Genomic DNA, 21,911 nt, shown 5'->3' with positions numbered 1-21,911 from the left:
TCTAGGCCGCGCTGCGCGCGGCTTGGTCCAGCGCCGCGATCAGGCCGCCACGATCCCCGGCCGGCATGATGGCGACAAAGCCCTCGGTCGACTGGGTGTAATCGTGCTCACCGACGCCCAGTCTAGGCACATTGGTGTAAACACCTTCTTCCTGAAGACGCGCGAGTGCAGCCGGATCCCCGACCAGCACGTCGTATTCCGCGCCCATGGTCGCCGCGTCACGCGCTTCGTGAAGCCCGCCCGCCACGGTGACGTCATAGCCCGCCGCCGCCAGCAGCGGAGCCAGCATGCGCCGGGAGAAGGCGTCGGCCTCAACCAGCAGCACCGCATTGCGGCCCGTGCCGGACTTGCCCTTGCGCTGCGGCGCGCCATTCCAGGCGCGTTGCATGTGCCAGGCGATATCGAGCACTTCGGTCGCCTTGCCCTTGATGATGGCCGAACCGATCACGCCCGGGCGATCCGATCCCATTTCCAGATCGAGGCGCTCTTCCACCACGTCGAGGATCTCGTCCACCGCGACGCCCGCGGAGCGGCCATCCTCGGCGAAGACCAGAACCGGCTGACGTCCCTCGGTGGGGAAGTGATCCATGCCGCCCGCATGCGCCAGAGGCAGCAGGCGTCCGCGATACTGAACCACATAACGTCCATCGGTCTGTTCGATGGTGTTCGCTTCGAAGTCTTCCAGACGCGTGATGAGGCTGACCGGAACCGCCTTGGGCTCCTCCCCGCCGGCGCGGACCAGCAGCAGGCGCTGGCGGCCATTGGCGCCATGCGCCTCGGACGCGTCCTCGGCGGCCGCATCGCTCTTCTCTTCGTCCTCGGCGGAGGAGGTTTCCTGCGCCAGCCCATTCGGGTCGAGGATCATGATCACCGAGCCGTCGCCCAGAATGGTCGCGCCGGAGAACACATTGATGCTGCGCAGCGGACCCGAGAGCGGCTTGACCACGATCTCCTCGGTGTCGAGCACGTCATCCACCACAAGGCCGATCTTTCGGCCGGCCGCCTCGAGCACGATGACATAACCGGTCATTTCGTCTGCAGAGGTCGGCGGCGCGGTGTTCAGCACTTCGGTCAGCGCAATGACCGGCAGAAGACGGTCGCGCAGGCGGATCATGTTCGCGCCATTCAGCGTCTCGACCGCGATCGAGGAGCCCGCGCCCACCCGGACCAGCTCTCGCACCGACAGTTGCGGCGCCGCGAAGCGCTCCTCGCCCGATTTCACGATGAGGGCGGAGACGATCGCCAGGGTCAGCGGGATCTTGATGGTGAAGGTGGTGCCCTTGCCCTGCTCGGAGAACAGTTCGATGGACCCGCCAATCTGTTCGATATTGGTGCGCACCACGTCCATGCCGACGCCGCGGCCGGACAGGTTGGTGACCGCCGCCGCCGTCGAGAAGCCCGGCGCGAAGATATAGCGCTGGATCTGCGCTTCGCTCATGTTCTCGAGTTCGGCCTCGGTCGCGAGACCCTTCTCGATCACCTTGGCGCGAATCTTTTCGGCGTTCAGCCCGCGACCATCATCGATGATCTTCATGATGATGGCGCCGCCTTCGTGATAGGCGGACAGCTTCACCGTGCCCATTTCACTCTTGCCGGCGGCGACGCGCTCATCGGGCGTCTCCAGGCCATGGTCGCAGGAGTTGCGGATCATGTGGGTGAGCGGATCACGGATCAGCTCGAGCACCTGCCGGTCCAGCTCGGTGTCTTCGCCTTCCTGGACGAGGCGGATCTTCTTGCCCAGCTCCTGGCTGACGTCGCGCACGATGCGCGGCAGCTTGCGCCAGGCGTCGCCGACCGGCTGCATGCGGGTCTTCATGACGCCGTCCTGCAGCTCGGCGGTCACCGAGGACAGGCGCTGCAGCGGGGTCTTCAGAGCGGAATCGTCGGAATCGCGAACGATCTGGTGCAGCTGGTTGCGGGCCAGAACGAGCTCGGAAACCGTCGTCATGAGGTTCTCGAGCGTATCCACATTCACGCGGATGGTCGCCTGGGAGCGATGGGATTGCTGCTGACCGCCATCATCATTGGCCGGCGCCTTGGCTGCCTTGGGCGCCGCGCTCGCAGCCGCCGGAGCTGGCGCTGACGGTTCTGATTTCACAGGCGCAGCCGCCTGAACCAGGTCTTCCTCTGCGTCGTCATCGGCCTCGAGGTCGTGATCGTGATCATGACCGGCGTCGGTTTCGGCATCGGTCTCGAACTCGGGCCCCGGAGTGGCGAGGAAGGCCGCCTCGAGATCCGCCAGGGAGACCTCGCCGGGGCGAAGCTCGCGGCCGAGATCCGCATCATAACCGGAGGGCCCTTCATCGGCTTCGGCGACAATTTCGGGCTCGGGTTCGGGCTCCGGCTCGGGTTCGGGAATGATTTCAGGTTCGGGCGCGGCAGCGGCAGGCGCGCCGGCTTCAGGATCGCCCTTGCCCATGGACAGGGATTCCAGACGATCGATCAGATCGCGGTCCTCGCCTTCAGGCTCGACGCCTGTCTGCTCGAGACCATTGGTGATCTCCTTGATCCGATCCAGGGATTTGAGAACCACGGTCACGGCGTTGGAGTCCGCAACCATGTCGCCGTCCCGGAACTTGCCCAGAAGCGTCTCACCTGCGTGAGCAATCGCTTCCAGCCGTTCCAGGCCGAGAAATCCGCACGTCCCCTTGATGGTGTGAAGCAGCCGGAAAATATTATCCAGCGTCGCACGATCCGTCGGATCCGCCTCAAACTTTACAAGCTCAACGTCAATGACGTCGAGGCTCTCCGACGTCTCTGCGAGGAACTCGCCGATCAATTCATCCATGGTCAGCCCCGGTGTTACAAAGCGGCTTTGTCACCAACACTGTCACGGGCAGAGTTAACGCAAGGTTGGGAACCTGCGCATTCCGTCAAAAGATGTAAGGGATTATTCAGCAGCCTTGATCTGGCTGCCTTCCGGACCAATGAGAGCGGCCAGTTCGACCCGGTCTCCGTCCAGCCGGGCTTCCGCCCGACCACCACTTTCGCGTGCAATCAGCCCGGCATAATAGGGCTGCACGGAACGGCCATCGTAACCATCCTCGGGACGCTCGCCGCGAATGGCTTTCTGATACGCTTCGTCCAGACGCAAACGCATGCCCTTGGCCGCCACCCGCAAGCGCGCGCCGCCATCGGAGCTGGCGCTGGCCTCAATGATGACCTCGCCGCCGCGCGGCAGGCTGTCCACGCCGATCCAGATCAGATTCAAGAGCACACGGGCCGCCGTCTTGCTGATGGCGCCGCCATCCGAAGGCCAGACCAGATCAGGACGGGAATCCTCGAACATAGGCTCGGCCAGGGACTTGATCTCGGACAGGCTGACCTCGCCTCCCCGTGAGCCGGCGGCGCCGAAACAGACGCGCGCATATTCCAGCTTGGCCCGGATCTGCTTGGCGCCGGTCCGCAGCAGGGCGATGGCGTCATCGCGCATGTCCAGGGCGCTTTCATCGTCCAGAACGGACAGGGCCGCGCCCATTGCGCTGGTCGGTCCCGCAATGTCGTGACAGACGCGGGAGGACAGCAGGGCTGCGAGTTCGGCGGCGGTGGGGGCGGTCTCTGTGCTCATGATCAGTATGCTTAATGCGATTCTCGACTGGAAAAGGGTTAACGGCCTGCGTGAAACTCACACATCGTCATCGAGATCGTCATGTCCGCTGCGGCTGGAATGAAACACCAGCATCATCAGGCCGATGCCCAGCGCCGTCGTGAACACGACTCCCAGAAAGAGCGCCAGCCAACCGTGCCAGCTCATGGAAAAGGCGATCTCGCCGCCATCCATGCTGGTCCAGACAGACACGGACACCCAGACCGAAGCCGCCAGCAGCGCGCCCATCACCACGATGGCCACAAAAATACCCTTCATGGACAATCCCTTCCCTGATACGGGCTCCACATCAAACCGCGCAGCATATTTGCATCCTGTTAAGCGATGCGCCCTAAATCGAAATATATGGGTAACCCTTAGCCCGGATTTACGACGGGCGCCCTGCCGGACTGGAACGAAGATTGCAGCAAACGGCACTTCCAGATGCGTTTCAGGCGCGCTAGCATTCCCCCGCTGGTGGGGAGCAATGAGGGATAATCTGCGTACATGTCCGGATTTGATGTGCACTTGGCCGACGCCCGGCGTTCACGCTCTTTAGTCTTCTTTATCGCAGTCGGGGCCGCCCTGTTGCTGACGGTCGGGTTCCTGATCAGTCGCGACCAGAGCGATCCGCGTCTGATGGCGCAAGCCCAGACCGAGATGGCGGATGATGACGCGACCGAAATGTCTGCGGAGTCCGCAGATGCTGATGATGCCGCCGTCTCCCCGCTCGAAGCGCTTGACGCGGCGCCCCAGTCTTCGGTGTTGACCGAGCATGCCCTGTTCACCAATCCGAACAAGCGCCCGGCCGTGCACAGCGTGGACGTGACCGTGCGCCGCGGCCAGACCTTCGCCAGCGTTTTGTCGGATGCCGGCGCGGACCGCGTTGACGCCGCCCGCGCGATCAATGCGCTTGATCCGCTTTACGCCGCGCGCCTTCTGCGCGCCGGGCAGGATCTGACGCTCTATTTTGAAACGCCTGCGCCCTATGAGATCCAGCATGCCTTCAACACCGAAGAAGGATCCGTCTCCACCACGCGGCTTGCGGGCTTCTCCTTTCGTCCCGACCAGGAACGCACGCTGACCGTGTCACGGGACGGCCAGGGCCAGTTCCACGCCCGTGAAGCCACCGCCAGCCTGCGCCGCGAAGTCGTGCGCGTGCGCGGCGAGGTCAGCTCCAGCCTCTATCTGTCCGCCATCGAGCTGGGTGCGACCGACCGCGTCGTCTTCGAACTGGCCAATATCCTGGGCTTCGCCGTCGACTTCCGCACCGTCCAGCCGGGCGACCCGTTCGATGTGGTGTTCGAGCGTTTCGTGAACAGCCGTGGCGAAACCGTGCGCACGGGCGACATCCTCTATGTGGTGTTCGACGGTCGCGGCGATCCGCTGGAATACTTCCGCTATGAAATGGATGACGGCGAAGTCGGCTATTACACCGGCGAAGGCGAAAGCGCCCAGCGCCTCCTGATGCGCATGCCGATCAACGGCGCCCGCATCTCCTCGTCCTTCGGCATGCGCTTCCACCCGGTCCTCAATCGCAACCGGCCTCATAACGGCACCGATTTCGCCGCGCCGCGCGGCACGCCGGTGATGGCCGCCGGCGCAGGCATTGTCGAGCGCGCCAACCGCTTTGGCTCCTTCGGCAATTATGTCCGTATCCGCCACGCCAACGGTTATCAGACCGCCTATGCGCACCTTCAGGGCTTCGCCAGCGGCGTGCGCGCCGGCACGCGGGTCCAGCAAGGCCAGATCATCGCCTATGTGGGCACCACCGGTCGCTCCACCGGCCCGCACCTTCATTACGAAGTGCACCTGAACGGCAATCCGACCAATCCGATGAGCCTGGATCTTCCGACCGGTCGCCGACTGGAAGCCGATGAGCTGGATGATTTCACCCGCGCGCGCGATGAATTGCTCCAGATCCGCGACAATGCTCCGCCGGCGCTGGACGTCCGCGAGGATGGCGGCGCCATCCTGACCGCGGACAATGCCGGTGACGCGTAAGCGTCAGGCGCTGCGTTACAAGCGATAGCTGAGAAAGGCCAGAACGTCCCGCGCGGCTTCCAGCGTGGGCTGGCCGTCTTCGGCGATCAGATCCTTGGTCAAAACGGCATGGGGAAAGGGATTGCCCTGAGGGTTCTTGGCCGCGTCAGGCAGGACCCGCGTCTCGAGGCGGTCACCCAGCAAATCCTCAAGCGCGGCGAACCGCGCCGCCTTGCATGACGGGTCCCCGTCAAAACGCAAGGCCATCACTTCCAGATTCTCGCGCTGTGACAGAGCCTCCGCCTCGTCCGGATCAAGATGGATCGAACCCGCCGCATTGAACGGCAGGGCGGGCTCGCCCGCGACCGCTGCAATGACGCTCGGCTCCACCGCCACCGACCAGGCGAAATTGCCGGTGAGACAAAGCCCGACGGCGCCCACGCCCGGCCCGCCGCACTCTTCGTGCACCTCACGCGCCAGAGTGCGCAGCCAGTCTGAAATGGGTGAGCCGCCTGATTTGGCGAAGAGACGAATTTCCCGGCTGACGCAGGCGCGCGCCATGCCGCCCACCTTGCCGTGGATCTCCACCAGCTCTTCATGCGGCGTGCCGGCGGCGTCATAAAGCGCGGGGGCGTAGACCCTGAACCCGGCGGCCACGATCCAGTTCGCGAGCCTCCAGAACTCCGGCACGAAGCCGGGCAGCTCATGCATCAGGATGATGCCCGGCCCCTCTCCTTTCACCAGGACAGGATGCGCCATGCCCTGGGCTTCCCAGTCAAACACCGTGGCGAAGGGCGTACGGTCATCCTGCGCCAGGATATCGGAGTAGAGCGCCTGTCGGCTCTCGAATTCAAACTGCGCCATCCAGTGTCCCTCAAGGTCAGGGTCCCGCTGCGACCAGCATGACTGCATTTGCGTCAGTCAGACAGTCCTCATTTTCCGCCAAGGACGAGCTTCAGCTTGACCCCGCGGTCAGCCAAGCGTATTTGCAGCGCCCTGAGCTGGAAGCGCTCGCCGTCCGCAGGATTTCGATCCCTGGTGAAGTCTTCCCTTTGATCTTGTGTCAGTCGTGCAGCTTTCAGGCGGCGCGGCGGCAATGCGGGCCCCGCCGGTATTCAGGCCGCCTTCATGAAAGGCGCACACCATGACGACCCAAACCCTGCCCGATATCGCTGAGCTGAAAGCTCAGGCCAAACGCCTGCGCGCGGCGCTGGTGGATGACGGCGATTTCATCACCCATTCTGAATCCCTTGAGCTTCTGGCGAAGCAATACGGCTTTCGGGACTGGAACACGCTCCACGCCCGCGCAGGCAATCGCCCGAGCGAACCCTATCGCGTGGGCGACCAGCGTTCAGGCGCCTATCTCGGCCAGTCCTTCACCGGCGAAATCGTGTCGGTCAAACGCCTCGCAAACGGCGCGCTCTATCAGGTCAGCTTCGACTTTGACGAGCCGGTGGATGTGGTGCGGTTCGACAGCTTCTCGGCGTTCAGAAAACGCGTCAGCGTAACGCTTGACCGTGATGGCGTGTCGCCAGACCGGACGTCCGACGGCCAGCCTCACGTAAGATTGCGGGCGGTCTAGCGCGCGTACGCCTTCACAAAAAGCGTGATTGCATTGTCGATCACGGCAGCCTGCGGCAAGGGCTCTGCGCCCAGCATGACCGGCCAGAAGACGGGCTCTTTCACGAGCCCCATGAACTGGCGGGCGGCGAGCGCAGAATCCATGTCCGGGCTCAGAACGCCGCGTGCCTTTTCCGCTTCCAGACGCGTGACCAGCACCTGGGTGGCGGGCAGCTTGCCCGCCTCCAGCACCGCACGGGCGAACTCGGGCTGCACCACCGCCTCACTGATGACGAGACGCAGAAAGCCCTTCATCTTCTCCTCAGACAACGCATCAAGCACGCCGGATGCGAAGCCTTCCAGAAATGCTGTCAGATCGAGATCATCAGGAAGCTCGGACAGACGCGTCCTTAATCCTTCATAGAGACGCGCCGCGACAGCGCCGACCAGATCCGCCTTGGAGGGAAAGCGGGCGTAGAGCGTGCGCTTTGAGGCGCGCGCGGCCTTGGCCACCGCCTCCATGCTCACGCCGTTCACGCCCTGCGCCACAAAAAGCGCTTCAGCCGCGTCCAGAAGGCGCGCCGTTACCTCGTCCCTCGACGACGGACCGGTTTTTTCCAGTTCCGGACTTGAAGCGGTCATCCTGAAGACCCATTGTAAACGGTACGGTACCGTACCATGCTTTTCTTCTATTGAGGTCTACCATGAAAACTCTGACTCTCACCGGCTTGTCGACACCTGTCGCAAGGCTCGGACTGGGCTGTATGGGAATGAGCGAATTCTACGGTTCGTCTGATGACGCCCAATCCTTGAAAGTGATGGCGGGCGCGGTGGAGCTGGGCGTGACGCTGTTCGACACCGCTGACATGTATGGCGAGGGGCGCAATGAAGAACTCGTCGGGCAGTTTCTGAAAACCCGCCGGGACGCCGTCACCCTCGCCACCAAATGCGGCATCATTCGCAACAACGAGCCTGCCGCCCGCTCCATCGACACCTCGCCGGACTATATCAAGGCGGCCTGCGACGCTTCGCTCAAACGTCTCGGCGTGGAGGTGATCGACCTGTACTATCTGCACCGCCTGGATGGCGTGACCCCGATCGAGGACTCCATGGGCGCCCTCGCCGATCTCGCCAAGGCCGGCAAGATCCGGGCGGCGGGCCTGAGTGAAGTGAGCGCCAGCACGCTCAGACGCGCCCATGCCGTCTTTCCGGTCAGCGCCCTGCAATCGGAATACTCGCTGACCACCCGCGACCCTGAAACAAACGGCACGCTTGAGGCCTGCCGTGAGATTGGCGCGGCCTTTGTGGCCTATTCCCCGCTGGGGCGTGGTCTTCTGGCCGGGGCCTTCCGCAGCCCGGATGATCTTGAGGACGGCGATCTGCGCAAGATGGCCTACTTCCCGCGCTTTCAGGGCGACAATCTCGCCGCCAATGTGGCGCTGGCGGACCTCATCGCGCAGATGGCGTCAGACCGCGGCGTCACTCCAGCCCAGCTGGCGCTCGCCTGGCTCTTGTCAAAAGACGGCGTCCTGCCCATTCCGGGCACGCGCAAGATCGAGCGGCTGGAAGAGAACGCCAGGGCGCTCGAGATCGAGCTGAGCGCGGCCGACATCCAGGCGCTGGAAGCGGCGACGCCGCCCGACGCGGTCAAAGGCACGCGCTATGCCGAGGGCGGCATGGCCGTCCTGTCGCGCTAGTCCACACGCAAAACGGGGCGGAGCCGCTGGCTCCGCCCCGTTTCACACAAGCCCCGCCCTCCGGGCAGAAGACTTACTGGATGACCGCGGCCTTGGGCGGCTGAGCGTTGCGGCTCACGGCCTTGCCGTTCACCGTCAGCGCGCCGCCTTCGGTCGAGACCTTCAGCGTTTCACCGTCCTGCAGGCTACCCTCCAGGATCAGCCGCGCCAGCGGGTCCTGCAGCTCTTTCTGGATCACGCGCTTCAGAGGACGCGCGCCATAGGCGGGGTCATACCCCTTGGTCGCGAGCCACTGACGCGCGCTCTCATCGAGCTCCAGCGTCATCCGGCGATCCGCCAGGAGCTTCTCAAGCCGCTTGAGCTGGATGTCGACAATGGCGCCCATATGCTGCTCCTCTAGACGACGGAACAGGATGATCTCGTCGATCCGGTTGAGGAATTCGGGCCGGAACGAAGACCGCACCACATCCATGACCTGATCGCGCGCGGCCTCCACATCACCGGCCAGCAGGAACTCGGACCCAAGGTTCGAGGTCATGATCAGGATGGTGTTGCGGAAGTCGACCGTGCGGCCCTGACCATCGGTCAGGCGGCCATCATCGAGCACCTGCAAGAGCACGTTGAAGACGTCCGGGTGCGCTTTCTCGACCTCGTCGAACAGCACGACCTGATAGGGCCGACGCCGCACGCTTTCGGTCAGCGCCCCGCCCTCTTCATAGCCGACATAGCCCGGAGGCGCGCCGATGAGGCGGGCGACGGAGTGTTTCTCCATGTATTCGGACATGTCCATGCGGGTGACCGCGGTTTCGTCGTCAAACAGGAACTCCGCCAAGGCCTTCGTCAGCTCGGTCTTGCCCACGCCCGTCGGGCCGAGGAACAGGAAGGAGCCGATGGGACGGCTGGGGTCTTTCAGGCCCGCGCGCGAACGGCGCACGGCGTCAGAGACCGCTTCCAGCGCCTCTTCCTGGCCGACGACCCGCTTGCGCAGACCCTCTTCCATAGCCAGAAGCTTCTCGCGCTCGCCTTCGAGCATCTTGTCGACCGGCACGCCGGTCCAGCGGCTGACCACAGCCGCGATCTGCTCTTCGTCCACGACCTCTTTGACGAGGGCGGAAGAGTCATTCGCGGCGCCGTCAGCGGCGTCTTCAGCCTCTTTCAGCTGCTTCTCGATCTGAGGGATCTGACCATACTTGAGCTCGGACGCCTTGCCGAGATCCCCGCGGCGTTCCGCATCGGCGAGTTCGGCGCGCAGGCGATCCAGCCGCTCCTTGAGTTCGGTCGAGGAGGCCAGCTTGTCCTTCTCCGCGCGCCAGGCTGCGGTCAGCTCGGCGGACCGGCCTTCCAGCTCTGACAATTCCTTGTTCAAGGTCTCAAGACGCTTCTTGGACGCCTCGTCACCCTCTTTCTTGAGCGCTTCAGCCTCAATCTTCAGCTGGATGATCCGGCGGTCGAGCTCATCAAGCTCTTCGGGCTTGGAATCCACCTGCATGCGCAAGCGGGCCGACGCCTCGTCCATCAGGTCGATCGCCTTGTCGGGCAGGAAGCGGTCGGTGATGTAACGGTTCGACAGGGTCGCCGCCGCCACGATGGCGCCGTCCGCGATGCGCACCCCGTGGTGCACTTCGTATTTCTCCTTCAGACCGCGAAGGATGGAGATGGTGTCTTCCACCGTCGGTTCTTCCACGAAGACCGGCTGGAAACGCCGCGCCAGGGCGGCGTCCTTCTCCACGTGCTTGCGATACTCATCGAGCGTCGTCGCACCGACGCAGTGCAGCTCACCGCGCGCCAGAGCCGGCTTGAGCAGATTGGACGCATCCATCGCGCCATCGGTCTTGCCCGCGCCGACCAGCGTGTGCATCTCGTCGATGAAGAGGATGATGTTGCCGCCAGCCGCTTCGACTTCGTTCAGCACCGATTTCAGGCGCTCCTCGAACTCGCCGCGATACTTCGCGCCGGCGATGAGGGAGCCCATATCGAGCGCGAGGAGGCGTTTGCCTTTGAGGCTTTCAGGCACATCGCCATTGACGATGCGCAGCGCCAGACCCTCGGCGATCGCGGTCTTGCCCACGCCCGGCTCACCAATCAGCACCGGATTGTTCTTGGTCCGGCGCGAGAGCACCTGAACCGCACGGCGGATCTCCTCGTCCCGGCCGATCACCGGATCAAGCTTGCCTTCCCGCGCCACCTCGGTGAGGTCGCGGGCGTATTTCTTCAGCGCTTCATAGCTGTCTTCGGCGGACTGGCTGTCCGCGGTGCGCCCCTGGCGCAGATCATTGACGGCGGTGTTGAGCGCCTGAGGCGTCACGCCCGCCTGCTTGAGGATTTCCTCGGCCTTCTGGCCCTTCACCAGGGTCAGGCCCTGCAGGATGCGCTCGGCGGTGATGTACTCATCGCCCGCCTTCTTGGCGGCTTCCTCGGCGGTGGTGAAGACCTCGGCGGTCTTCGGCGCCAGATACAGCTGGCCTGTCGCGCTCTCCACTTTCGGAAGCGCGGTCAGAGCCCGCTCGGTCAGGTCAGCAGCCACGTCGGGACGACCGCCCGCCGCCTTGATCAGATTGACCGTCAGCTTCTGGTCGTCATCCAGGAGCGCCTTCAGAAGGTGCTCGGGCGAAAAGTGCTGGTTCTTGTTCTTGAGCGCCAGGCCCTGCGCGCCTTGCAGCACGGTTCGGGCCCGGTCGGTGAATTTTTCAAAGTCCATAATCATGTCTCCTGAGGTTCAGCGAGACAGGCGGGGTCGGCGACCTTCTTGGAAGCATCCCCATACCGCCCTGTCAGAGTTCGAAGTAGGTGTTGCATATCCGGCACACAAGAGGCTGTGCGCGGAAAAGACGAACGGTCGCAGGGAGAAGGGTGAGGCCGAACAAAAAAGGCGGCGCAGTCGCCTGCGCCGCCTTCAATAGGAATGCCCCGGCCCTTACGCGATTTTCTCGGCGATATAGGGCGGCAGGGCGAAGCTGCCCTTGTGGATCTCGGGGCTGTAATACTTGGTCTTGATGTCGAGTTCAGCGAAACGCGTGCGGATCGTCTCAATGTCCGGATCAAACGTCGCGTCGTTATCGGTGGCAAAGCCCAGCGCCATGAAGCCGCCCGAGAAGGCCGGCACGCAGATCAGGTAAAAGCCCGAATGCTTGAACAGCGATTTGAAGCTGTCTGACGTGGATTTCACCGGCTCGGGGTGGATCGCGGCGAGACCGGACTGGGTGACGATGACGCCGCCCTCATTCAGAAGCTTGGAGCAGGCGGTGTAGAATTCACGGGTGAACAGCACCGCGCTCGGCCCGACCGGGTCAGAGGAGTCGATCAGGATGAGATCGAATTTGTCCGAGGTCTCCTCGACATATTTCGAGCCATCCGCGATCACCACATTGACGCGCGGATCATCGAACGAGCCCTGGGACACGTCCGGGAACCATTTTTTGGAGAACTCGATCACGTCCGGGTCGATCTCGACGAGGGTGATCGATTCAACGCCCTTGTGCTTGAGCATTTCGCGCATGGCGCCGCCATCGCCGCCGCCCACGATCAGCACACGCTTGACTGCGCCGTGCGACAGGAGCGGAACATGGGAGACCATCTCGTGATAGATGAACTCGTCCGCCATGGAGACCTGCACCAGGCCGTCAATCGCCAGCACGCGGCCGTTCTCATTGTTCTCGAACACGATCAGGTCCTGAACGTCGGAGGCTTCGGCATAGAGCAGATTGTCGATGCGCAGGCCGTTGCCGATCCCCTCGCTCAGGGATTCCCGGAACCACAGATCGCCATTGGCGTCGCGATAGGTGTGCTTGGCCGTGTCGGTCATGAAACTCTCCTGAAGGCGCGTGCAGGAACGCTGATGGCGGGTCGCGGGTTTACTCGCGTCCGCGTCGCTTGAAGGCAAGGGAAAATGTGAAAAGGAGCGGTTCTTGGCAGAACCGCTCCCTGTCCGTCAGCCCTGTGGGCGAAAAGCGCTTACGCGCCCTCGCCGCGCAGGATTTCGGTGACGCGCACCTCGGCGGCCTCGAAGGCCTCCTTGAGGATCGCGACCGCCTTGATCGGCTGGGCGTCGCCGCACATGAACACGTCGAACGCCGCATAGTCGCGCTCGGGCCAGGTGTGAGTCGAGATATGGCTTTCCGCCAGCACCGCCACGCCGGACACGCCGCCATTGGGCTCGAACACGTGCGTGTGGATGTGCAACAGCGTCGCGCCGCAGGCTTTCACGCAATCGCGGAACGCCTGCTGGATGCGATCTTCATCGGTCAGGTGACGCGCGCCCATCAGGTCGATGATCAGGTGACGGCCCGCCACCTGCTTGCCGTCGACCATGATGAAGTGGTCGAGATCGTCCTTGGCGTTGGCGTCAACCGGCTCGAACGCGGTGTCGAATTGCGGGTTGTCCGCCAGGGTCAGTCCATCCATGAGAGGTCCTTCCGTGTGGGAACGCGGCGCTCGGCCGCGCTCACTCCCGTTTGTTCTTGTTAGAAAGCGTCGTTGAAAAGGTCGGCGAACCGACGACGGGGGCGCGATTTCCACGCGCCGCGATGGAAGACGTCAGAGACGATCACCGGCGCCACCGTGGTGGCTTCGGCATAGACCATCTGCTCGAGCGCCACGTCCACCTTGCCCCAGGAGCAGGCCTCCTTCAGGGTCGAGGACGAGCAGGCGCCGTCGCGCACGTCAGCCACGGTGATCTGCACCGCATATTTGTGCATTTCCACGTCTTCGTGGCCGAGGATCTCGGCGCAGACAACGGTGTCCTGCGCGAAGTTCTTCGGCACGCCGCCGCCCACCATGAACAGGCCGGTCGAGCCCGCCTTGATCTTGATGTCGGTCAGTTCGCGGAAATCAGCCACGGAGTCGATGGACACATAGCCCTCGCCCGCCTTGATGCGCTTGACCTGGTGCTTGACGAGACCGAAGCCCGCCGAGCAATCGGAGAAGGCCGGCACGAAGATCGGCACGCCATGGCGATAGCACTCTTCGATCAGAGAGCCTTCCTTCTTGGCGTTGCCGTCCGCGAGCCATTTGCCCATCGCCTTGATGAAGGCGCGCGAGCTGATCGGACCGGCGGGAAGGCTGTCAGCGATGTCGCCAATGATATGGTCGCACGCTTGCAGGTCTTCCTCGTCGATATAGGTGTCGTAGATGCGGTCGATATAGAGATCGCGCAGCACCCGGTCGTCGGGGACTTCCTTGGCCTGATAGTGCTTGAAGCCCAACGCCTCGAAGAAATCCATGTCCACGATGGACGCGCCCGTGGCGACCACGGCGTCGACCATGTTGTTGCGGATCATGTCGCGCCACACATGCATGCAGCCGCCGGCCGAGGTCGAGCCTGCGAGCGTCAGGATGACGGCGCAGTCCTTGTCCTCTTGGGACGCCTGCAGGATGCGCGCGGCGCGGGCCGCGTCGCGGGAGGTGAAGCTCATCTTCTCCCAGGCATCGATGATCACACGACCGTCAAAGCTGGAAATATCGATGTGTTCGACCGGGCTGGAGAGCAGCTCGGCCTTGCGGTTTGAGGTGTCAGTCATCCTCAACGCCTTTTCATAATACGGTTACGACGGCGCCGGTTGAGGCGCGAGAAGGACACCACACGTCCGGAAACGTCTTCGGCAGCCGCCGCCGGCTGATCGGCCACAGGCCGGTCATAGACGGACGCCCAGGGAAAGTCGGAGACCATCTCGGTCTCCACTTCGCCGAAGCCGTTGAACCGGGTGGCCATGGCCACGCCGTATGCGCCCAGCATTGCGAACTCGATCACGTCGCCTTCAGACAGATCCACCGGCAGTTCAACCGGTGCGGAGACAGCGTCAATGGCGTCGCAGGTCGGCCCGTACAGGCGGAAGCCGGCGGTCTGACCGCTGGGTTCGCCCTTGGCCCGGTGCACGCGGATCGGATAGGGCCACTTCATGTGGACCAGATCGAACAGCGTGCCGTAAGCGCCGTCATTGAGATAAACCTGATCGCCCTTGACCAGCTCGACGCGGGTCAGGATCGAGGTGGATTCCGCGCACAGCGCCCGGCCAGGCTCACACCACAGATCGGCGTTCTCGAGGACCATCATCTCCTCGAACGCATTCTCGATGGCGGCCACATACTCAGACAGCGGCGGCGGGGTCATGCCCGGATAGGCCACGGGGAAGCCCCCGCCCACATCCACGATGTCCACGGTGACGGCTGCGCGCTTGATCAGGCGGGACACGTCCAGCATGGCCCCCCGATAAGCGCTCGGCGCCATGCACTGGCTGCCCACATGGAAGCTCACGCCGAGCTCGTCCGCATAGACGCGGGCGCGCTGGATCAGCTCCACGGCGTCGTCTTCGGACGCGCCGAACTTGCCCGCAAGCGGCAGGGTCGCGCCGTCATTGGAGACCGCGATCCGCACCACCAGGGTCAGGTCCTTGGCGTAACCGGTTTCAACGAGAATCTTCTCGAGCTCGGCTTCACAGTCGAGCACGAAGATCCGCACACCGTAATCGAAATAGGCCTTGTTGATGGCGCGCCGGCTTTTCACCGGATGCATGAACGCCATCGTCGCATCCGGACACCGGGATGCGATCAGCTCAACTTCATTCAGCGACGCCACATCGAACCAGCGCATGCCAGCGGCATACAAGGTGTCGATCACCCACGCGGACGGGTTGGACTTGACCGCGTAGAGAACTTCGCCGGGAAAATTGTTCTGGAACCAGGATGCCGCAATCGTCAGTCGATCGGGCCGCGCGCAGGCGACCGGGCCTTCGACAGGCCGAGAGCGGACCAGGTCCAGGGGCGTATGGTAATGAGACAACTCACGGAACCCCCTGCTTGTTGTTAACCCAATCCGGCATCGAGCGCGTCGCCTCCGCCGGGACGGCGCGAATTAGTACCTGTGACCTTCCATGTAAAGCCGAAAATACGCGCGCCTGTCATTTTTTTCGGGCTCCGAATTCTTTGACCGGCTCATCAGAACATCGATCCGCCTCAAAAAAAAGTTTTGCATATGACGTCCCGTCCCCGGAAACCGGCCCGAATGCCTTTGCGCCAAAGGCGATCTGGCAATTAAGTCACGCGCCTGTCATACAAATGACGTGCTCGTCGCGTTAAAAGACACAACGCTGTCCGCATCTGAAAGTTCCAGGAGAACATGCATGGCCTATCTGCGCGCCGACCATGGTTTCATCGCTCTGGCGATGCTGGCCCTCGCTGCGTGCGGCGAACCCCGTGAGGAGATTGTCCTGCTCGACGAACCCGCCGAGACGGTCGAACCCGCCGGCCAGACTTCAGCGAATCTTGGCGCAGGGGTTGGCGGGCGCGAGGGCCTGCGCATGGTGGGGTCCTCCACCGTGTTTCCCTTCGCCACCGCGGTCGCAGAGAATTTCGGCGCCAAGAGCGCTTTCCCGACCCCGGTGGTGGAATCAACCGGCACGGGCGGGGGCATGAACCTGTTCTGCGCCGGCGTGGGGCTGGGCTTTCCCGATCTCACCGGAGCATCGCGCCCCATCAAGGCGACCGAGTACCAGCTGTGCCAGGACAATGGCGTCGTGGCCATTACCGAAATCCCGATCGGATATGACGGGATCGTCCTGGGCAATTCCGTGGTTTCGGACGCCATGGACATCGAGCGCGTTCAGCTTTTCCTGGCCCTGGTCGCTGAAACCCCGATGCCGGTGGACGCCGAGGGCCGTCCCTTGTTTGACGGGCGGGGCGAGATCAGCGAAGGCCGAAACTATGGCGAGATCGCCGGGTTTTCCTGTGATTCCTTCATCACCAACCCGTTCCAGCGCTGGTCCGACATTTCAGCCGAATTGCCGTCTCAACGCATCGAGGTGTTTGGACCGCCGCCCACCTCGGGGACGCGCGACGCCTTTGTCGAACTCGACATGATCGAGGGCGCCCAGCATGTGCCCTGTCTGGATGAGCTTAGCGACACGGATGCGCACATGTTCGAACGCCTGGCCTCCCGCATTCGCGAGGATGGCGCGTGGGTGGACGCAGGCGAGAACGACAACACGATCGTACAGACTCTCGCGAACTCCCCCTCCGCCTTCGGGATTTTCGGCTATTCCTTCCTCGAGCAGAATGGCGACCGCATCCAGGCCGCGCGCATCGACGGGATCGAACCGACCTATGAGAACATCTCCAACGGCGTCTATCCCGGCTCGCGTTCCTTGTTCGTGTACGTCAAGAACCAGCATGACGGCGTTGCGCCGGGCCTGCAGGCCTTCGTGGAGGAGCTGACCAGCGAGGATGCGTGGGGTCCGTTCGGCTATCTGGCGGAACGCGGACTGATCGCGCTGCCCGAAGCCCGCCGCCAGCAAGCCGCCGAAGAGGCGCGCGCGCTCACCCCGATGCAGATGCCCGGCTAGCTCCAGAAGCGCCCTCAGACCGGAGCGCGACGAACTGGCGTTTTGGCAAAGCGGGAATGCGTTCGCGTGGCCTCGCCAAGCCCCTCCGCTCGTGTTAGGCCGCAAATGCAACGCATCGTTTCATCTGGGGACTGCACATGGACGCGCTGGATCTGAGCCTCATGACGGCTTCGCTCGTCACGTTTTTCGTCGTGATCGACCCGATCGGCGTGGCGCCGATCTTCGCGAGCCTGACCGAAGGCTCCACCAATGCGCACCGGCGCGTGATGGCCATCAAATCCGTGCTGATCGCGACCGCTGTCCTGTTCGGCTTCGCCTATCTGGGGGAATGGCTGCTTGACGCTCTGCATGTCAGTCTCGACGCCTTCCGCGCCGCGGGCGGCGTGCTGCTGTTCATGCTGGCGCTCGACATGATCTTCGAGACGCGCTCCAAGCGTCGCGAGGAACGCGCCGAGGCCCTCAACGAAGCCGATGAGGAAATTCCCGGCACGCATGAGGACATTTCCGTCTTCCCCATGGCCATCCCGATGCTGGCCGGTCCCGGCGCGATCGCCTCGATCATGCTGTTCATGAACGAGGCTGAAGGTCTGGGCGGGCAACTGATGGTGTTCGTCGGCATGGGCGCGAACCTGCTGCTCTGCCTCGTGTTGTTCCTGGCCGTGGGCGCGATCATGAAACTGATCGGCGACACGCTGGCCGCCATGATCACGCGCATTCTGGGCGTCATCCTGGCGGCTCTGGCCGCCCAGTTCATCTTTGACGGCATTCAGGGCGCGCTTCTGGCGAGCTAGACGCGCGGCCCTTACCAAATATTAGCCGGATCGAGCCATACTCGCGCCGTAATGGTGTGGGAGCGTCCGACCGTGTCGTTTCGTCTGATCATACTCGCCATGGCGGCTTTCATCGCCCTGGGCGGCCTGCTGGCCGGCGCGCTTAGCCTTATGGGCGGCGCGATCGATCAGGCCGTGGCCTTCACCTGGCCGGGGCTTGCGGGCGCTGTGGCGCTCGCCCTGATGGTCCCGGGACGCCCGGCGAAATAAACCGCCCTAGCCGCGATCCTTCCAGACAATCCGGTACAGATCAAAGCGACGGTCACGCAGATTGCGGACCGTGCCTGACCGGCGCGCCTGCACGAGATCATCAAGGTGCAGGTCCGCCACCGCGATCGTCTCCACATTCTCGCTGGTCTCAGCCGCAATCCCGTCGCGGGCGAAGGGGAAGTCGCACGGGGTCAGGATGGCGCTCTGGGCGTAGTTGATATCCATGTTCTCAACGCCGGGCAGATTGCCCACATTGCCCGCTGTGACCACATAGAGCTGGTTCTCGATGGCGCGCGCATGGGCGCAATAGCGCACCCGCAAATGCCCGCCCCGGTCATCGGTGGCGTAGGGGGCGAAGATGATCTTCGCGCCTTCATCGGCCAGACGACGGGCCAGTTCGGGGAATTCGGTGTCATAGCAGATCAGCACGCCCACCGGCCCGCAATCGGTGGGGATGGTGGCGACCGCATCGCCGCCCTTGATGTTCCACCAATAGCGTTCATTCGGCGTGGGGTGGATCTTCTCCTGGGCATGAACGGAGCCGTCGCGCAGGAAGACATAGGCGACATTCTGGATGTCGCCGTCATCGGTGCGGGTAGGGTGAGAGCCGCCCACAATGTTGATGTTGTAGCGCACCGCCAGCGTGCTCATCAGCTCGATGAAGCGCGGGGTGTGCCGCGACAGCGCCGCGATGCTCTCCTCAGGCGTCAGCTTGCGCTTTTCCAGCGCCAGCAAGGCCACCGTGAACATTTCGGGGAAGACGCAGAAATCGGCGCGATAGTCCGAGCAGACCTCGACGAAGTATTCGACATTGCGCTCGAATTCCTTGAGCGTCTCCATGGACCGCATCGCCATCTGGATCGCCGCCACGCGCACGGTGTTCGGCGTTGGCCGGTTCACCGGACCATTGCTCTCCACATACATGGGATTGCGCCAGACCATGCGGGCCGCCGCGCCGCCGGAGTCCTTGTCATCGGGCAGATAGCCCTTCAGAACGCCCGCCGGTTCATAGCCCATGCGCATCTGGAAGTTCAGCACCGGATCGCGCAGCTCATTGCTCACCACGGCGTCAAGATAATCCTGCGGCGTGGGATATTGCTTGCGCTTGCGACGGAAGCCCGCCATGCGGCCGCCAAAGACGACACCCTTCAGCCCCCATTCCTCGCACAGGGCCTTGCGTGCATCGTAGAGGCGCTGACCAATGCGCAGGCGACGACGGCTGGGATCGACCGCCACTTCCATGCCATAAACCCAGTCGCCATCGGGATCATGACGGGCCGCGAAGCCGCCGCCGGTAATGCTGGCCCAGGTGTGGCGGGAGAAGGCCGCCTCCTCATCGATGATGAAGCTGGCGCACCAGCCCACCAGATCGCCTTCATACTCAACGACGAACTGGCCATCTGGGAAGTTAGCGATCTGACCCCGGATCATCGCCGGAGTGTCAGGATCCCAGCCCGGATAGGCCCGCTCCTGCAGGTCCAGAATGGCGGGCACGTCGGCCAGCGTGGCGGTCCGGACCAGAAGTTTTGCGGAGCGGCGGGTCTGGGTCATACGAAGTCCTTCTGCGCATCACAGGCGACGCCGCGCCGGACATCATGTCCGGGCGGCGCTCTGCAAGGTTTCAGGACCGGCAAACGCCGGTCTTTCATCGCTAACGCGCAGAACGCGCACCCGGTTCCGCGTTGCGATCTAGAGATACAGCTCCGGACGACGATCGCGGAAAAAGCCCCAGGCGGCGCGGAAGGTGTCGAGCGCCTTGCGGTCAAACGTGGCGGTCAGCACCCCGGTCTCGGTCCGGCCCAGCTCGGCTTTCACCTCGCCCGTATTGTCGCAAATGAAGCTGGTCCCGTAGAAGACCTGACCGTCCTCATCGCCGATCCGGTTGGCGGCGCCAATCGGAATACAGTTGGAGACGGCGTGGCCCTGCATGGCCCGGCGCCAGGCGGCGGCGGTATCCATCTCCGGCGCTTGCGGCTCGGCGCCGATAGCGGTCGGGTAAAGCAACATTTCCGCGCCCAGAAGCGCCATGGAGCGGGCCGCCTCGGGGAACCACTGGTCCCAGCAAATGCCCACGCCCACCTTGCCGAACTTCGTGTCCCAGACCCGAAAGCCCGTATCGCCGGGGCGGAAATAATACTTCTCCTGATAGCCCGGGCCATCGGGGATATGGCTCTTGCGATAGACGCCCAGCGCCTTGCCGCCAGCGTCCACCATGACCATGGAGTTGTAGTAAAGCGGCCCTTCGCGTTCATAGATGGAGACCGGAATGGCCACATCCAGTTCCTGCGCGAGTTTCTGCATGGCGATGACGCACGGATGCTCCATCGCCGGATAGGCGGTCGCGAACCAGTCCTCGACCTGGGTCTTGCAGAAATACGGGCCCTGGAACAGTTCGGGCGGCAGGATCACCTGCGCCCCCTGCCCGGCCGCTTCGCGCACCAGATCGGAAATGGTCTTGATATTGGCGTCCATATCGCCGCCCAGCGGCGCTTGCAGGACCCCCATCGTGAAAGTTTCGGTCATTATCTCATCCGAGCGATCGCATCGTCGACGAAGGCCCCAGGGCCATCGCCGGTGCGCATATCCATTGCTGTCGGCCAGAGCAGGCGCGGCAGGCCGAAGTCTGCATTCCACAACGCAACGAAGGCGAAACCGGTTTCAGGTTCCAGAACGACCTGGGAGCCATAGCCGGCCAGCGCGCCGCCATGCACGATCAGCGTGCGCTCGCCCTGCCAGTCATAAATGCGCCACCCCAGGCCATAGGAGGTGTCCTCCACCCGGCCCAGTCGGCGCAGATTGCGGGTTTCCCGCAGCGAGCGGGTTTGCGGGGTGTGCGCGCGTTCAATCGCGCCCGCCGGCAAACCGAACGCTTCAGGATCCATCTGGGCCTGAGCCCAGATGATCAGGTCATTCAGGCTTAGCGAGACGCCTGCCGCAGCCGGCAGGGTGTCATAATCCGTCGCCGCACCGCCTAACCGCTGACGGCGTCCGAAATGTGGCGCCGCCCAGCTTTCCGCGCGCTCGAGGTTTTCAGCCCCGAAGCCGGCGCTCTGCATGCCAAGCGGATCAAACAGATAGGTCTGCACGGCGTCCTGATAGGTCTGGCCAGTGGCGTCTTCGATCAGATCGCGCACCACGTCGAACGCCACATTCTGATAGGTATAGCAATCGCCCATCGGACACATGAGCGGCACTTCGGTCAGGCGTGCGCGCACGGTGTGCGCATCCCGTCCCGCCTCGATCAGATTGTCATAGGCGTTCGGCGGCAAGCCGGTCTGATGGCTGGCGAGCTCGCGCCAGGTCGGCTGGCGTTCGCCGGACAGATCGAGAATGCTCTCGGGCACACGCGCATCCAGGCTTACAAGACCCGCCTCATCCAGAAGGCCCATCATGGTTCCGGCAAAGGTCTTGGACACGGACGCAAGACGGAACACCGTGTCTGCGGTCACCGCCTCGCCTGAACCGCGTCGCGTCTCGCCAGAGGTGTAGATCGCCACCGGCTCTCCGTTTTCCAGGATCGCCGCCGCAAATCCCACCATCCGCTCATGCTGGGCGACATCAGCGACTTCGAGCTGGAACGCGTCGAGATAGTCGAGCGCTTCCTCCATGGCGCGCAGAGGCGCATCAGCGTCGGGCGAACGCGCAGAGGCGGACGTGTCCGCCAGAGCCAGGGACAGGACGCTGAGCGGAAGAGCGAGTGCGATCACGGTGT

The 21,911-nt window shown here is 63.5% G+C and carries 19 protein-coding genes; 6 read left to right on the top strand and 13 right to left on the bottom strand.

Annotated features, from left to right (window positions below; translation table 11 throughout):
- Position 1 precedes the first annotated feature (1 nt).
- From OA2633_RS12500 to OA2633_RS12490, 3 genes are all read right to left on the bottom strand, one after another.
- Positions 2 to 2,788 (bottom strand): chemotaxis protein CheA, encoded by a 2,787-nt coding sequence (locus tag OA2633_RS12500; RefSeq protein ID WP_009802928.1) that lies wholly within the window; start codon positions 2,786 to 2,788, stop codon positions 2 to 4.
- A gap of 102 nt (positions 2,789 to 2,890) precedes the next feature.
- On the bottom strand, positions 2,891 to 3,568 hold the full coding sequence (locus OA2633_RS12495; RefSeq protein ID WP_009802927.1) for a histidine phosphotransferase family protein: 678 nt from the start codon (positions 3,566 to 3,568) through the stop codon (positions 2,891 to 2,893).
- Positions 3,569 to 3,625: 57 nt separating this feature from the next.
- A complete protein-coding gene (locus OA2633_RS12490) occupies positions 3,626 to 3,865 on the bottom strand; it encodes a hypothetical protein (RefSeq protein ID WP_009802926.1) in 240 nt (79 codons plus the stop codon).
- 228 nt (positions 3,866 to 4,093) lie between these two features.
- On the opposite strand from OA2633_RS12490, the gene OA2633_RS12485 reads away from it, so the two are divergent.
- The gene (locus tag OA2633_RS12485) at positions 4,094 to 5,590 is read left to right on the top strand and encodes a M23 family metallopeptidase (protein ID WP_009802925.1); all 1,497 of its coding nucleotides are present in this window, start codon (positions 4,094 to 4,096) and stop codon (positions 5,588 to 5,590) included.
- A gap of 15 nt (positions 5,591 to 5,605) precedes the next feature.
- On the opposite strand, the gene OA2633_RS12480 is transcribed toward OA2633_RS12485, so the two are convergent.
- Positions 5,606 to 6,433, bottom strand: coding sequence for a dienelactone hydrolase family protein (locus tag OA2633_RS12480; RefSeq protein ID WP_009802924.1), 828 nt, complete (start codon positions 6,431 to 6,433; stop codon positions 5,606 to 5,608).
- A gap of 280 nt (positions 6,434 to 6,713) precedes the next feature.
- Here OA2633_RS12480 and OA2633_RS12475 point away from each other — a divergent pair, with 280 nt between their 5' ends.
- A complete protein-coding gene (locus tag OA2633_RS12475; protein ID WP_009802923.1) occupies positions 6,714 to 7,151 on the top strand; it encodes a glyoxalase superfamily protein in 438 nt (145 codons plus the stop codon).
- Here OA2633_RS12475 and OA2633_RS15555 read toward each other — a convergent pair.
- Positions 7,148 to 7,771, bottom strand: coding sequence for a TetR/AcrR family transcriptional regulator (locus OA2633_RS15555; RefSeq protein ID WP_009802922.1), 624 nt, complete (start codon positions 7,769 to 7,771; stop codon positions 7,148 to 7,150). The two genes, OA2633_RS12475 and OA2633_RS15555, sit on opposite strands and share 4 nt — an antisense overlap.
- A gap of 62 nt (positions 7,772 to 7,833) precedes the next feature.
- Between OA2633_RS15555 and OA2633_RS12465 the strand changes: the two genes are divergently transcribed.
- Positions 7,834 to 8,826 carry an aldo/keto reductase gene (locus tag OA2633_RS12465; RefSeq protein WP_040612701.1) on the top strand — a complete coding sequence of 331 codons (993 nt, stop codon included), beginning with the start codon at positions 7,834 to 7,836 and terminating at the stop codon, positions 8,824 to 8,826.
- A 73-nt stretch (positions 8,827 to 8,899) separates the two neighbouring features.
- On the opposite strand, the gene clpB is transcribed toward OA2633_RS12465, so the two are convergent.
- From clpB to OA2633_RS12440, 5 genes are all read right to left on the bottom strand, one after another.
- Positions 8,900 to 11,524, bottom strand: coding sequence for an ATP-dependent chaperone ClpB (gene clpB / locus OA2633_RS12460; protein WP_009802920.1), 2,625 nt, complete (start codon positions 11,522 to 11,524; stop codon positions 8,900 to 8,902).
- A gap of 216 nt (positions 11,525 to 11,740) precedes the next feature.
- The gene (gene speE, locus OA2633_RS12455; protein ID WP_009802919.1) at positions 11,741 to 12,628 is read right to left on the bottom strand and encodes a polyamine aminopropyltransferase; all 888 of its coding nucleotides are present in this window, start codon (positions 12,626 to 12,628) and stop codon (positions 11,741 to 11,743) included.
- Positions 12,629 to 12,777: 149 nt separating this feature from the next.
- Positions 12,778 to 13,227 carry an adenosylmethionine decarboxylase gene (gene speD / locus OA2633_RS12450; protein WP_009802918.1) on the bottom strand — a complete coding sequence of 150 codons (450 nt, stop codon included), beginning with the start codon at positions 13,225 to 13,227 and terminating at the stop codon, positions 12,778 to 12,780.
- Between the two features lie 59 nt (positions 13,228 to 13,286).
- A complete protein-coding gene (locus OA2633_RS12445; protein WP_009802917.1) occupies positions 13,287 to 14,342 on the bottom strand; it encodes a deoxyhypusine synthase in 1,056 nt (351 codons plus the stop codon).
- Between the two features lie 2 nt (positions 14,343 to 14,344).
- A complete protein-coding gene (locus tag OA2633_RS12440; protein ID WP_009802916.1) occupies positions 14,345 to 15,601 on the bottom strand; it encodes a type III PLP-dependent enzyme in 1,257 nt (418 codons plus the stop codon).
- A gap of 340 nt (positions 15,602 to 15,941) precedes the next feature.
- Here OA2633_RS12440 and OA2633_RS12435 point away from each other — a divergent pair, with 340 nt between their 5' ends.
- From OA2633_RS12435 to OA2633_RS12425, 3 genes are all read left to right on the top strand, one after another.
- Positions 15,942 to 17,159: a substrate-binding domain-containing protein gene (locus OA2633_RS12435; protein WP_009802915.1), complete on the top strand. Its 1,218-nt coding sequence runs from the start codon at positions 15,942 to 15,944 to the stop codon at positions 17,157 to 17,159.
- Positions 17,160 to 17,296: 137 nt separating this feature from the next.
- Positions 17,297 to 17,950, top strand: coding sequence for a MarC family protein (locus OA2633_RS12430; RefSeq protein ID WP_009802914.1), 654 nt, complete (start codon positions 17,297 to 17,299; stop codon positions 17,948 to 17,950).
- Positions 17,951 to 18,022: 72 nt separating this feature from the next.
- A complete protein-coding gene (locus OA2633_RS12425) occupies positions 18,023 to 18,199 on the top strand; it encodes a hypothetical protein (protein WP_156776245.1) in 177 nt (58 codons plus the stop codon).
- A gap of 6 nt (positions 18,200 to 18,205) precedes the next feature.
- Here the strand turns inward: OA2633_RS12425 and OA2633_RS12420 are convergent, their stop codons facing one another.
- The 3 genes from OA2633_RS12420 to OA2633_RS12410 all read right to left on the bottom strand — a co-directional run bounded on the left by OA2633_RS12420 (position 18,206) and on the right by OA2633_RS12410 (position 21,906).
- A complete protein-coding gene (locus tag OA2633_RS12420; RefSeq protein WP_009802912.1) occupies positions 18,206 to 19,750 on the bottom strand; it encodes a bifunctional GNAT family N-acetyltransferase/carbon-nitrogen hydrolase family protein in 1,545 nt (514 codons plus the stop codon).
- A gap of 138 nt (positions 19,751 to 19,888) precedes the next feature.
- Positions 19,889 to 20,722 carry an N-carbamoylputrescine amidase gene (gene aguB, locus OA2633_RS12415; protein WP_009802911.1) on the bottom strand — a complete coding sequence of 278 codons (834 nt, stop codon included), beginning with the start codon at positions 20,720 to 20,722 and terminating at the stop codon, positions 19,889 to 19,891.
- Entirely contained in the window at positions 20,722 to 21,906 is a 1,185-nt protein-coding gene (locus OA2633_RS12410; RefSeq protein WP_009802910.1) for a serine hydrolase, read from the bottom strand. Before OA2633_RS12410 ends, aguB begins: the two co-directional genes overlap by 1 nt.
- Positions 21,907 to 21,911: the final 5 nt, after the last annotated feature.

The organism is Oceanicaulis sp. HTCC2633, from assembly GCF_000152745.1.
Classification (GTDB): Bacteria; Pseudomonadota; Alphaproteobacteria; order Caulobacterales; family Maricaulaceae; genus Oceanicaulis.
The sequence above is the reverse complement of the archived record's forward strand: the minus strand, read 5'-3'. Positions and strand labels throughout refer to the sequence as shown.